This is a genomic window from Pseudomonas sp. Irchel 3H7 (assembly GCF_900187605.1).
Lineage (GTDB): Bacteria > Pseudomonadota > Gammaproteobacteria > Pseudomonadales > Pseudomonadaceae > Aquipseudomonas.
This window is the reverse complement of the sequence record NZ_FYEA01000007.1, coordinates 36,861-48,573: the sequence shown is the minus strand read 5'-3', so window position 1 is coordinate 48,573 and position 11,713 is coordinate 36,861. Positions and strand designations below refer to the sequence as shown.

Below are 11,713 nucleotides of genomic sequence, written 5' to 3'. Positions count from 1 at the left end.
CTCTTGAGTGGTTCCCGGGCACGGCACCCAGGGTTTTCAAGTCGCTTACTTAGTGACTGATGGGCTGCTTTGGACGTTCCTTTTTTATGACCTTTGATCTTGTTATTGCCAAATCGAAGGTTAATTGCGAAATAAATGCTAAGAACCTCTATACGGACAGGCTAAAATGCGCGCCCGGCTAACCGCTGATCCTTTTCTAACGCGCCCCACAAGGTTCGCTACGTGATCGAGTTTCAAAACGTCCACAAGACTTACCGCGTCGCCGGTAAGGACATTCCCGCGCTGCACCCGACCAGTCTCTCGATTGAGAACGGTCAGGTCTACGGCCTGATCGGCCATTCCGGTGCGGGAAAAAGTACTCTGCTGCGTCTGATCAATCGCTTGGAAGATTCCAGCGGCGGCAAGATCTTCGTCGACGGTGAAGAAGTCACCGCGCTCGACGCCAAAGGCCTGCGCCGTTTCCGTCAGCAAGTCGGGATGATCTTCCAGCACTTCAACCTGTTGGCCTCCAAGACCGTCGCCGACAACGTTGCGTTGCCGCTGACCCTGGCCGGTGAATTATCGACCAGCGAGATCAATCAGCGTGTGGCTGAACTGCTGGCGCGCGTCGGTTTGTCCGACCACGCCAAAAAGTACCCGGCGCAATTGTCCGGCGGCCAGAAGCAGCGCGTCGGCATCGCCCGCGCCCTGGCGACCAAGCCGAAAATTCTGCTGTGCGACGAGGCCACCAGTGCCCTCGACCCACAGACCACGGCCTCGGTGCTGCAACTGCTGGCCGAGATCAACCGCGAGCTGAAACTGACCATCGTCCTGATTACCCACGAGATGGACGTGATTCGTCGCGTCTGCGATCAAGTGGCGGTGATGGACGCTGGCGTGATCGTCGAGCAAGGCTCGGTGGCCGATGTGTTCCTGCATCCGCAGCACCCGACCACCAAGCGTTTTGTTCAGGAAGACGAGCAGGTCGATGAAGGCGAGCAGCGTGATGATTTCGCGCACGTGCCGGGCCGTATCGTCCGTCTGACCTTCCAGGGCGAAGCGACCTACGCGCCTTTGCTCGGTACTGTCGCCCGGGAAACCGGGGTCGACTACAGCATCCTCGCCGGTCGTATCGACCGCATCAAAGACATCCCCTACGGGCAATTGACCCTGGCCGTCACCGGTGGCGACATGGAAGCGGCCTTCGCCCGCTTCACCGCCGCTGATGTCCACATGGAGGTGCTGCGTTAATGGAAATGTTCGACGCTGCAATCAAGAATTACGACGCTGCGATAGAAGCCATCAAGCTGTTCTTCCAGAACATCGACTGGCTGGAAATCGGCCTGGCGACCAACGACACCATGATGATGCTCGGCGGCTCGCTGCTGTTCACCGTGTTGCTCGGCCTGCCGCTGGGCGTGCTGCTGTTTCTCTGCAGCCCGCGCCAGTTGCTGGAAAACCGCGTTCTCTACGCGATCATGTCGTTGGCAGTGAACATCCTGCGTTCGCTGCCGTTCATTATTCTGTTGATCGTGATGATCCCGCTCACCGTGCTGATCACTGGCACGTCGCTGGGCGTGGCCGGTGCGATTCCGCCGCTGGTGGTGGGTGCCACGCCGTTCTTCGCGCGTCTGGTGGAAACCGCGCTGCGTGAAGTCGATCGCGGCATCATCGAAGCGACCCAGGCCATGGGCGCGACCACGCGGCAGATCATTCTCAACGCGTTGTTGCCAGAGGCCCGTCCGGGCATCTATGCAGCGATTACGGTGACGGCGATTACACTGGTTTCCTACACGGCAATGGCCGGTGTGGTCGGCGCCGGTGGTCTGGGTGACCTGGCGATCCGTTTCGGCTACCAGCGTTTCCAGACTGACGTGATGATCGTCACCGTGGTGTTGCTGCTGATTCTGGTGCAAGTGCTGCAGATGGTGGGCGACCGTTTGGTCGTGCATTTCTCGCGCAAATAAGCGGTTTTGTATTGAACAGATGAGCCGGCCATTCGCTGGCAGGCGCCAGACGGGCGCCTCATAAGGAGTTAGCTGAATGAAAAAACTGATCGCTGCTTTTGCTGCCGTTGCAGCATTCTCGGCCCACGCCGAAACCCTGACCGTTGCCGCCACTCCGGTGCCGCACGCAGAAATCCTCGAGTTCGTGAAACCGGCGCTGGCCAAAGAAGGCGTGGATCTGAAGGTCAAGGTCTTCACCGACTACATTCAGCCGAACGTACAGGTCGCGGAAAAACGCCTGGACGCCAACTTCTTCCAGCACCAGCCGTACCTCGATGAGTTCAACAAGGCCAAGGGTACTAACCTGGTCGCCGTGACCGGTGTGCACCTGGAACCGCTGGGCGCTTACTCGAGCAAGCTCAAGGATCTGAAGGATCTGCCAAGCGGTGCCAACGTGGTGATCCCGAACGACGCCACCAACGGCGGCCGTGCCCTGTTGCTGCTGGCCAAGGCTGGCGTGATCACGCTGAAGGATCCGACCAACATCCTGTCGACCGTCAAAGACATCGCGACCAACCCGAAAGACCTGAAGATCCGTGAACTGGAAGCCGCGACCATCCCGCGCGTGCTGACCCAGGTCGATCTGGCGCTGATCAACACCAACTACGCGCTGGAAGCCAAGCTCGATCCGTCCAAGGATGCGCTGGTGATTGAAGGTAACGACTCGCCGTACGTGAACATCCTTGTGTCCCGCGCGGACAACAAGGACAGCGACGCCATGCAGAAACTGGCCGCTGCGCTGCACAGCCCGGAAGTGAAGAAATTCATTACCGAGAAGTACAAAGGCGCGGTATTGCCGGCGTTCTGATCGCTCTTTCGGCTTGATCGTGCCCATGCTCCGCGTGGGCATGCATCCCCGGACGCTCCGCGTCCGCTGGGACGCAGAGCGTCCCTTGCGGCATTCCCACGCAGAGCGTGGGAACGATCAAAGAAAAAGGGGACGCTATGAGCGTCCCCTTTTTTGTTTGAAATATCGACCCTGCAGGAGTGAGCCTGCTCGCGATTGCGGTATAGCTGTCACATCAATATTGGATGTGCCGACGTCATCGCGAGCAGGCTCACTCCTACAAAGGATCGGCGGTATTCTTATTTGCGGTTAAGCATCACCGGCAGCTGCACAACCAATTTGGCATTGTTCAACGGCGCTCGAATAAACCCGCGCTGCGTACCATCCGGCCCGATCACCGCCAGATTGCCGCTATGGTCGACGGTGTAATTCGGCTTACTGGTATCCGCCGGAATAAACGGAATACTCACCGCATTCGCGACCTTCTGCAGCTCTTCGATCGAGGTCGGCGTCAGGCCGACAAACTGCGGATCAAAGTAACCCAGGTACTGTTTCAACTGCTTCGGGTTATCGCGGTTCGGGTCAACGCTGACCAGCACGATCTGCAACTTGTCCACAGCGTCCTTGGGCAGTTCACTTTTGATTTGCCGCAACTGGGCGAGGGTGGTCGGGCAGATGTCCGGGCAGAAGGTGTAGCCGAAAAACAGCAGACTCCACTTACCTTTGAGCTCGTTGATCGCCACCGGCTTGCCGTCCTGATCGGTCATCGTCACGTCCGGCAGATTGCGGCTCTGCGGCAGCAGAATAATGCCGGCGTCGATCAACGCAGTCGGGTCGCCCTGGCCCTTGCCGCTCAGCACTTTGTTGACGGTAAGTCCCAGGATCAGCGCGATCACGGCGACGAGGATGAAGACGGTTTTCTGGGTTCGAGTCATAGGTTCAACAGTAAGTAGTGGTCTACGAGCAGGGCGATGAACAGCAGAAACAAGTACCAGATAGAGTACTTGAAGGTGTTGATCGCCGCGTGCGGCCGAGTGCCACGGTACAGCACCACGGCCCATTGCAGAAACCTTGCGCCGAGGGCGAGCGCGCAAATCAGGTAGAGCATGCCGCTCATGTGAATCACGTACGGCAGCAGACTCACCGCCAGCAGAGCGAAGGTGTAGAGCAGAATGTGCACCTTGGTGTAGTGCTCGCCGTGGGTGACCGGCAGCATCGGGATGTCAGCCTTGGCATATTCCTCTTTGCGATGGATCGCCAGCGCCCAGAAGTGCGGCGGGGTCCAGGCGAAGATGATCAGCACCAGCAACAACGGTTCGGCGCTGACGTGACCGGTGGCAGCCGTCCAGCCGAGCAGTGGTGGGGCGGCGCCGGCGAGACCACCGATGACGATGTTCTGCGGCGTCGCACGTTTGAGGAAACCGGTGTAGATCACTGCATAACCAAGCAGCGAAGCCAGGGTCAGCCAAGCCGTCAGCGGATTGGTGAACGTCAGCAACAAGGCCTGACCGAGCAGCGCCAGCACTAACGCAAACGTCAGCGCCGCCGCCGGCGAAACCCGGCCTTCAGCCAGCGGCCGTTTGTGCGTGCGCGCCATCACCGCATCGATGCGCCGATCCACCACATGGTTGACCGCCGCCGCGCCACCGGCACACAACGCAATGCCCAGATTACCGAACACCAGTACCGTCCACGGCACCCCGGCGCGGGTCGCGAGGAACATGCCGACCAGCGAGGTGATCAGCATCAGCACCACGACTTTCGGTTTGGTCAGTTCCAGATAATCACGCCAGATCGCCTGATGCGGGCGTTCGCCAATCAGAATCGCCACGGCGTTTCTCCTTTAATAGTGATGGGCGCGGCCGCGTGTTTACGCGGGCTCAAGCGCCAGCGCGCGAGCACCGGTTGTTTGACCCGAACCAGACTGGTGCGCGCGTGGTAATTGACCAGCACCATGGTCAGCAACAGCGCCGCACCGCCGGCGTTATGCGCAACCGCCACCGGCAGCGGCAGATGGAACAACACGTTGCTGATGCCGAGGGTGATCTGTGCGGCGAGGGCGATCAGCACGAGGCCGGCCAGCCGCGTCATGCCGACCACTTTCAGTTGCCAGGCCAGACCGAGCAGCACCAACGTCACCAACAGCGCACCAATACGATGAGTCAGGTGAATCGCCGTGCGCGCATCACTGTCGAGTTGCCCACCGAGATAGTTCGGGCCGATGTGTTGGGTCAGGTGAAAACCATTGGCGAAATCCGCCGGCGGCAGCCATTGCCCATGGCAGGTCGGAAAGTCGATGCACGCCACTGCCGCGTAGTTGGAGCTGACCCAGCCTCCCAGCGCAATCTGACCAATCACCAACAACAATCCCGCCGTCGCCCAATACTGCAAACGCTTGGGCACGGTCAGCGCCGGTAGCACGCCGGACAGTCTCAACGTCAGCAAAAACAGCAAACTCAACGTCGCAAAACCGCCGAGCAAATGCCCGGTGACCACTTGCGGCCAGAGTTTGAGCGTCACCGTCCACATGCCGAACGCCGCTTGCGCAAACACCACCGCCAGCAGGAACAGCGGCAGCTTCAGCGGTTGCCCCGGATGACGACGATTGACCCAGGCGCGCCCGGCCAGTATCGAAATCAGCAGGCCGAGGGTGCCGGCAAAGTAGCGGTGGATCATCTCGTTCCAGCCCTTGTGCGCCTCCACCGGCGAGTCCGGGTAATGCAGTTCGGCATGGGCCAGTTGGGCTTCGCTTTTCGGCACGCTGATAAAGCCGTAGCAGCCTGGCCAGTCCGGACAGCCGAGGCCGGCGTGGGTCAGGCGCGTATAGGCGCCGAGCAGCACCACAATCAGGGCCAGCAGGGTGGCAAACAGCGCGAGGCGAAATCCAGGTTTGGCCATGACGATGCCCTTATCCGATGTTCGACAGTTTCAGCAGATGACGCAGGTCGTTGAGCAGATCCTTGCCCTTCACATTCGGCTCGTAACGCAGCACGAGGTTGCCGTGCGGGTCGATGATCCACAGTTGCGGCGTGGCTTTGTCGCCAGTGGTTTTACTGAACACAGCGGCGTCCAGCGGGTAGCGTTGCAGCTGTGGATATTCGCGGGTCAGCTTGGCGTCGTAATCAGTGCTGACCGGTTGCGCAACGGCGAGGGCGTGGCTGGCGCGGCCGGCGTCGCGACCGAGGCCGATCTGGATCTGCCGCGCCAGATACACCAGTTGCTGGCAATCCACCGCGCAATCCTTCGGCGCGGTGACCAGGATCTGCCAGCGCTCCTCGTTGGCCTGCACGCCGAGGTCGGCGCGGGTCTGGCCGTTGCCGATCAGTTCGCCGTGATAGCTGCGACCTTCCGGTACCCAGAACTGCAATTTGTACATACCCGTGGCGAGCACCATCGGCCCGATCACGCCGAGCACAATCAGCAGCAATTGAATGCGTCCGCGCCGACGGGTGGCGGCAGGTTTCGCCTCAGACATGCTGGGTGGATTCATGGCCGTTCCCATGGTGGTTCTCCTTTGCGTTGTGCAAGCCCAAATAGACGTAGAGGCCGAGCAGGGCGGTGGCCATGGCGAACCACTGCACGGCGTAACCGAGGTGTTTTTCCGGGCCCATGGCAACCACCGGCCAATCGGCCTCGTAGCTGGCCGGGCCGGGTTCGGCGCGTAATTCGTAGGCGAAGCCGTCGCGATCCAGGGTTTTCCACAGCTTGGTGGGTTCGACGGCAGTGATGGTTTGCGGCCAGGTGCTGCTGACCGGATCGGCGTGCAACTGGAAAGTAGCGCCGGGGGCGACGTAGACCCAGGCATCCACATTCAACGCTTCAGTGGGCGTAGTGAATTGTGGCGGCACGCGGCGATCCGGCCACGGCAACCAGCCGCGATTGACCAGCAGCCACAGACCGCTGCGTTGATCCTGAAACGGTTGCAGCAACTCGACGCCAACCTTGCCATTCCGCTGGCGGTTATCCAGCAACAAGCTGTGCCCGGCATCGAACTGACCGTGCAGATGCACGCGGCGATAGGCCGGATCGGCGCTGTTCAGCAACTCAGTGCTGGCCATCGGTTCGGCCGCGCGGCGTTCGGCGTAACTGGCGAGCAGGGCGGTTTTCTCCGCGCCCCGGCTCAATTGCCAGAAGCCCAGCGACACCAGCAGCGGCAGCAGCAACGCCACCACCACAGTCGGTATCACGCCCGGGCAAAAACGCTTCATGGCTGCGCCACAAAGTCAGTCGTTGCGATCGCTATACTCAACTGCATCGCCTGTCCCCCGGAGTTCTTCCCATGCTCAAAACAGCCATCGTCCTGATGCTGATTGCCACGGTGATCAGCCTGTTCAGCGGCCTGTTTTTCCTGGTCAAGGACGACAGCAGCTCGAATCGCCTGGTCATCGCCTTGAGTGTTCGGGTGGCATTGGCCGCCGCCACCGTCGGCTTGATCGCCTGGGGTTTCTACAGCGGCCAACTGGTATCGCATGCGCCTTGGTAACTCTGGTCCTCAGAGCACGTAAACGAAGATAAACAGGCCTATCCAGACCACGTCGACGAAGTGCCAATACCAGCTCGCCGCTTCGAAACCGAACTGGTGCTCGTTGTCGAAGTGGCCCTTCATGATGCGCATCAGCATCACAAACAGAATGATCGTGCCGATGGTCACGTGGGCGCCGTGGAAACCGGTGAGCATGAAGAACGTCGCGCCATAAATGCCCGAACCGAGGGTCAGCCCCAGTTCGTGATAGGCGTGAATGTATTCCTCAGCCTGGAAACCGAGAAACGCGCAGCCGAGCAGCACGGTGATCGCCAGCCAGATTTTCAGCGCGCCGCGATGGCCCTTCTTCAAGGCATGGTGGGCGATGGTGATGGTCACGCTGGAGCTGACCAGCAGGATCGTGTTGATCAGCGGCAGGCCCCACGGGCTGATGACGTCCTTGGGCGGCGGGAACAGTTTCGGGTCCGGCGTGTGCAGTAGCGGCCAGGTGAACTGAAAGTTCGGCCACAGCATATGGGCGATGCCTTTGGTGCCTTCACCGCCGAGCGCCGGCCCGGAGACGTGGCGCACATAAAACAGCGCACCGAAGAAGGCGACGAAGAACATCACTTCAGAGAAGATGAACCAACTCATGCCCCAGCGGAACGAGCGATCCAGTTGCGCGCTGTAGAGCCCTGCGCGGCTTTCCTTGATCACCGTACCGAACCAGCCGAACAGCATGTACGCCAGCAACAGGCTGCCAACGAAAAAGATGTACGGGCCGTGGGATTCCGGACGCGTCGCCTTCAGATCGTTGAACCAGACGGCCAGGCCGTACACGGTAATGGCCATGCCGAAAGTGGCGATGATCGGCCATTTGCTCTGGGCCGGTACGTAATAGTGCTCATGAGTTGCCATTTATTGTTCTCCTTATCGGGCACGCTCAACCGCCAGTGTTTACAGCCACCGGCGGATGTCGGGCGGTGATATCGAACAGCGTGTAGGACAGCGTCAGGTGCTTCACATCCTTGGGCATGTCGCGGTCAACAATGAAGCGCACCGGCATCTCGATCTGCTGACCGGGTTGCAGCACCTGCTGGGTAAAACAAAAGCATTCGGTCTTGTGGAAATACGCCGCCGCGTTGCTCGGCGCGATGCTCGGCACGGCTTGCGCACTCATCGGTTTGTCGGTGGGATTGCGCGCGATGAAGATCATCTCGTTGACCGCGCCGGGGTTGGCAGTGAGTTCGTCATGCTTGGGATAAAAGTCCCACGGCATGTCGACGTTGTTGGTCGACAGGAATTGCACGCGCACCTGGCGCGAAGTGTCGACCACCTGCTCACCCTCGTACTGCCCACCGGTCTTGCCATTGATGCCGAAGGCTTTGCACATCACGTCGTAGATCGGCACCAGGGCAAAGCCGAAGACAAACATCGCCACCACCACCCCGAGCAGACGGGTGACGAGTTTTTTCAGCGAGATCGAGTCAGCCATGGTTCATGCCTCCCCACCAAACCCTGTAGGAGTGAGCCTGCTCGCGATGGGTCCACCGCGGTGTGCCTGACACACAGCCATCGCGAGCAGGCTCACTCCTACAAAAGTCAGGCGTTTCATTTCACTTCCGGCGGTGTGGTGAAGGTGTGATAAGGCGCCGGTGACGGCACGCTCCACTCCAGACCTTCCGCACCATCCCAAGGCTTGGCCGGTGCTGGCGGACCGCCGCGAATGGTCTTGATCACGATGAACAGGAAGAAGATCTGCGTCGCGCCGAACATGAACGCGCCAATCGAGGAGACCATGTTGAAGTCGGCGAACTGCAGGTTGTAGTCCGGAATCCGTCGCGGCATTCCCGCAAGACCGACGAAGTGCATCGGGAAGAAGGTCAGGTTCATGCCGACAAACGACAGCCAGAAATGCAGCTTGCCGAGGGTTTCGTCATACATGTGGCCGGTCCATTTTGGCAGCCAGTAGTAGGTCGAGGCGAAGATCCCGAAGATCGCCCCCGGCACCAGCACATAGTGGAAGTGCGCGACCACAAAGTAGGTGTCTTGATACTGGAAGTCCGCCGGGGCGATGGCCAGCATCAGTCCGGAGAAACCGCCGATGGAGAACAGGATCACGAACGCCACGGCAAACAGCATCGGCGTTTCGAAGGTCAGCGAGCCTTGCCACATGGTGCTGGCCCAGTTGAACACCTTCACCCCGGTCGGCACCGCGATCAGCAGCGTGGCGTACATGAAGAACAGCTCGCCCACCAGCGGAATGCCGACCACGAACATGTGGTGCGCCCAGACAATGAACGACAGGAACGCAATGCTCGCCGTGGCGTAGACCATCGAGGTATAGCCGAACAGCGGCTTGCGCGAGAAGGTCGGAATGATCGAGCTGACCGCGCCGAAGGCCGGCAGGATCATGATGTACACCTCGGGATGCCCGAAGAACCAGAACACATGCTGGAACAGCACCGGGTCACCGCCACCGGCAGCACTGAAAAAACTGGTGCCGAAGTGGATGTCCATCAGCATCATCGTCACGCACCCGGCCAGCACCGGCATTACCGCGATCAGCAGGAACGCGGTGATCAGCCAGGTCCAGACGAACAGCGGCATTTTCATCAGGGTCATGCCGGGGGCGCGCAGGTTGAGGATGGTCGCGACCACGTTGATCGCGCCCATGATCGAACTGATCCCCATCAAGTGGATGGCGAAGATGAAGAACGTCACGCTTTCCGGCGCGTAGGTCGTCGACAGCGGCGCGTAGAACGTCCAGCCAAAGTTCGGCCCGCCACCGGGGGTGAACAGGGTCGACACCAGGATCAGGAACGCCGCCGGCAGCAGCCAGAAGCTGAAGTTGTTCATCCGTGGCAGGGCCATGTCCGGCGCGCCGATCATCAACGGAATCATCCAGTTGGCGAGGCCGACGAAGGCCGGCATCACCGCACCGAAGACCATCACCAGACCGTGCATGGTGGTCATCTGGTTGAAGAACGCCGGTTCGACGATCTGCAATCCGGGCTGGAACAGTTCGGCGCGAATCACCATCGCGAACGTGCCGCCGAGCAGGAACATGGAGAACGCAAACCACAGGTACAGCGTGCCGATGTCCTTGTGGTTGGTGGTCAGCACCCAGCGCATCAGGCCTTTGGCGGGGCCGTGGGCGTGGTCGGCATGACCATGGTCATCAATGACAGCGCTCATGGCCGGTCTCCTTTACGTGAGTGGACGGGGCGGGCCGGGGCGCGTTGCCCCGGCCGGTTCACGAGGTACGCGATAGACCGGCTCATTTGCTTTCCGCCTGTTTCAGCTCCAGCACTTCTTTTGGCGTGACCATGTCGCCTTTGTTGTTGCCCCAGGCGTTACGTTCGTAGGTCACGACCGCTGCGATATCGACTTCCGACAGCTGCTTGCCGAACGCCGCCATGGCGGTACCGGGCTTGCCGTGGAAGACAATACTCAGGTGATCCTTGATCGGGCCGGTGGCGATTTTGGAGCCTTTGAGCGCCGGGAACATCGGTGGCAGGCCCTGACCTTCGGCCTGGTGACAGGCAACGCAGGTGGTGTGGTAGACCTTGTCGCCACGTTCCTTGAGTTCGTCGAGGGTCCATTCCTTGCTGGTCAGCTCTTTGAGTTGCACGGCTTCGGCTTTGCGCTCGGCGAGCCACTTGTCGTAGTCGGCCTTCTCTTTGACCTCAACGACGATCGGCATAAAGCCGTGATCCTTGCCGCACAGTTCGGCGCACTGGCCACGGTAAATGCCGGGCTTGTCGATGCGCGTCCACGCCTCGTTGACGAACCCCGGAATCGCATCGCGTTTCACCGCAAAGGCCGGTACCCACCAGGAGTGAATAACGTCGGCAGAAGTCACAAGGAAGCGCACTTTGGCCCCGGTCGGCAGCACCAATGGCTTGTCGACCTCGAGCAAGTAGTGCTCGCCCTTGGTTTCCTTGTTGTGGATCTGCTCAGCGGGGGTGGCCAGATTGCTGAAGAACTCGACGTCCTGACCCAGGTATTTGTAGTGCCACTTCCACTGATAACCGGTGATCTGGATATCGATATCCGGCTCACTGGTGTCGTACATCTTGATCAGGGTGGCGGTCGCCGGCACGGCCATCGCTACCAGAATCAGGAACGGTACGACGGTCCAGAGAATTTCGACGGTGGTGCTTTCGTGGAATTTTGCGGCGACCTGCCCGGTAGAACGGCGGTGCACCATCATCGACCAGAACATGGCGCCGAAGACGATGATCCCGATCACCACACAGATCCAGAATATGGTCATGTGCAGGTCGAATACTGCGTGACTGATTTCAGTCGCTCCAGGCGCCATATTCACAGTCCATGCGGCATGCGCGGGACTGAAAATCGACCACAACAGGAGGCCCATCCAGACGTGTGGATGTCGCATCATTGCGGGTTCCCCTTATCGTTCTTGTTATCCCGCCGGCTTTCGCCTGCGGCAAGGGAGCGGCTGCATCAGAC

13 protein-coding genes are annotated in these 11,713 nt (G+C 60.1%); 4 read left to right on the top strand and 9 right to left on the bottom strand.

Annotated features, from left to right (window positions below; genetic code table 11):
* Positions 1 to 222 precede the first annotated feature (222 nt).
* From CKW38_RS14560 to CKW38_RS14550, 3 genes are all read left to right on the top strand, one after another.
* Positions 223 to 1,230: a methionine ABC transporter ATP-binding protein gene (locus tag CKW38_RS14560; protein ID WP_007911748.1), complete on the top strand. Its 1,008-nt coding sequence runs from the start codon at positions 223 to 225 to the stop codon at positions 1,228 to 1,230.
* A 5-nt stretch (positions 1,231 to 1,235) separates the two neighbouring features.
* The gene (locus tag CKW38_RS14555; RefSeq protein ID WP_172680176.1) at positions 1,236 to 1,946 is read left to right on the top strand and encodes a methionine ABC transporter permease; all 711 of its coding nucleotides are present in this window, start codon (positions 1,236 to 1,238) and stop codon (positions 1,944 to 1,946) included.
* Between the two features lie 76 nt (positions 1,947 to 2,022).
* A complete protein-coding gene (locus tag CKW38_RS14550) occupies positions 2,023 to 2,793 on the top strand; it encodes a MetQ/NlpA family ABC transporter substrate-binding protein (protein ID WP_095113104.1) in 771 nt (256 codons plus the stop codon).
* A 278-nt stretch (positions 2,794 to 3,071) separates the two neighbouring features.
* Here the strand turns inward: CKW38_RS14550 and CKW38_RS14540 are convergent, their stop codons facing one another.
* From CKW38_RS14540 to CKW38_RS14520, 5 genes are read right to left on the bottom strand one after another with little or no spacing between them, the layout of a single operon-like run.
* On the bottom strand, positions 3,072 to 3,707 hold the full coding sequence (locus CKW38_RS14540; RefSeq protein WP_095113102.1) for an SCO family protein: 636 nt from the start codon (positions 3,705 to 3,707) through the stop codon (positions 3,072 to 3,074).
* Positions 3,704 to 4,603, bottom strand: coding sequence for a heme o synthase (gene cyoE / locus CKW38_RS14535; protein ID WP_077575206.1), 900 nt, complete (start codon positions 4,601 to 4,603; stop codon positions 3,704 to 3,706). The genes CKW38_RS14540 and cyoE overlap by 4 nt, the downstream gene beginning before the upstream one ends.
* Positions 4,591 to 5,670 carry a heme A synthase gene (locus CKW38_RS14530; RefSeq protein ID WP_095113101.1) on the bottom strand — a complete coding sequence of 360 codons (1,080 nt, stop codon included), beginning with the start codon at positions 5,668 to 5,670 and terminating at the stop codon, positions 4,591 to 4,593. The genes cyoE and CKW38_RS14530 overlap by 13 nt, the downstream gene beginning before the upstream one ends.
* 10 nt (positions 5,671 to 5,680) lie before the next feature.
* The gene (locus tag CKW38_RS14525; RefSeq protein WP_007911735.1) at positions 5,681 to 6,274 is read right to left on the bottom strand and encodes a hypothetical protein; all 594 of its coding nucleotides are present in this window, start codon (positions 6,272 to 6,274) and stop codon (positions 5,681 to 5,683) included.
* Entirely contained in the window at positions 6,240 to 6,980 is a 741-nt protein-coding gene (locus CKW38_RS14520) for an SURF1 family protein (protein ID WP_095113100.1), read from the bottom strand. The genes CKW38_RS14525 and CKW38_RS14520 overlap by 35 nt, the downstream gene beginning before the upstream one ends.
* 71 nt (positions 6,981 to 7,051) lie before the next feature.
* Here CKW38_RS14520 and CKW38_RS14515 point away from each other — a divergent pair, with 71 nt between their 5' ends.
* Entirely contained in the window at positions 7,052 to 7,255 is a 204-nt protein-coding gene (locus tag CKW38_RS14515) for a twin transmembrane helix small protein (protein WP_007911731.1), read from the top strand.
* A gap of 9 nt (positions 7,256 to 7,264) precedes the next feature.
* Here the strand turns inward: CKW38_RS14515 and CKW38_RS14510 are convergent, their stop codons facing one another.
* The 4 genes from CKW38_RS14510 to coxB all read right to left on the bottom strand — a co-directional run bounded on the left by CKW38_RS14510 (position 7,265) and on the right by coxB (position 11,642).
* Complete coding sequence (locus CKW38_RS14510; protein ID WP_007911729.1) at positions 7,265 to 8,152, bottom strand: cytochrome c oxidase subunit 3; 888 nt, start codon at positions 8,150 to 8,152, stop codon at positions 7,265 to 7,267.
* 25 nt (positions 8,153 to 8,177) lie between these two features.
* Positions 8,178 to 8,729 carry a cytochrome c oxidase assembly protein gene (locus CKW38_RS14505; RefSeq protein WP_007911727.1) on the bottom strand — a complete coding sequence of 184 codons (552 nt, stop codon included), beginning with the start codon at positions 8,727 to 8,729 and terminating at the stop codon, positions 8,178 to 8,180.
* Positions 8,730 to 8,845: 116 nt separating this feature from the next.
* Complete coding sequence (ctaD, locus tag CKW38_RS14500; protein WP_007911725.1) at positions 8,846 to 10,432, bottom strand: cytochrome c oxidase subunit I; 1,587 nt, start codon at positions 10,430 to 10,432, stop codon at positions 8,846 to 8,848.
* Positions 10,433 to 10,514: 82 nt separating this feature from the next.
* Positions 10,515 to 11,642 (bottom strand): cytochrome c oxidase subunit II, encoded by a 1,128-nt coding sequence (gene coxB, locus CKW38_RS14495; protein ID WP_095113099.1) that lies wholly within the window; start codon positions 11,640 to 11,642, stop codon positions 10,515 to 10,517.
* Positions 11,643 to 11,713 lie beyond the last annotated feature (71 nt).

Excerpts from the sequence above, each read along its gene's own strand:
- CKW38_RS14555 (WP_172680176.1), top strand. The coding sequence starts at position 1,236 with ATGTTCGACGCTGCAATCAAGAATTACGACGCTGCGATAGAAGCCATC.
- CKW38_RS14550 (WP_095113104.1), top strand. The coding sequence starts at position 2,023 with ATGAAAAAACTGATCGCTGCTTTTGCTGCCGTTGCAGCATTCTCGGCC.
- CKW38_RS14540 (WP_095113102.1), bottom strand. The coding sequence starts at position 3,707 with ATGACTCGAACCCAGAAAACCGTCTTCATCCTCGTCGCCGTGATCGCG.
- CKW38_RS14530 (WP_095113101.1), bottom strand. The coding sequence starts at position 5,670 with ATGGCCAAACCTGGATTTCGCCTCGCGCTGTTTGCCACCCTGCTGGCC.
- CKW38_RS14525 (WP_007911735.1), bottom strand. The coding sequence starts at position 6,274 with ATGGGAACGGCCATGAATCCACCCAGCATGTCTGAGGCGAAACCTGCC.
- CKW38_RS14520 (WP_095113100.1), bottom strand. The coding sequence starts at position 6,980 with ATGAAGCGTTTTTGCCCGGGCGTGATACCGACTGTGGTGGTGGCGTTG.
- CKW38_RS14515 (WP_007911731.1), top strand. The coding sequence starts at position 7,052 with ATGCTCAAAACAGCCATCGTCCTGATGCTGATTGCCACGGTGATCAGC.
- CKW38_RS14510 (WP_007911729.1), bottom strand. The coding sequence starts at position 8,152 with ATGGCAACTCATGAGCACTATTACGTACCGGCCCAGAGCAAATGGCCG.
- CKW38_RS14505 (WP_007911727.1), bottom strand. The coding sequence starts at position 8,729 with ATGGCTGACTCGATCTCGCTGAAAAAACTCGTCACCCGTCTGCTCGGG.
- ctaD (WP_007911725.1), bottom strand. The coding sequence starts at position 10,432 with ATGAGCGCTGTCATTGATGACCATGGTCATGCCGACCACGCCCACGGC.
- coxB (WP_095113099.1), bottom strand. The coding sequence starts at position 11,642 with ATGATGCGACATCCACACGTCTGGATGGGCCTCCTGTTGTGGTCGATT.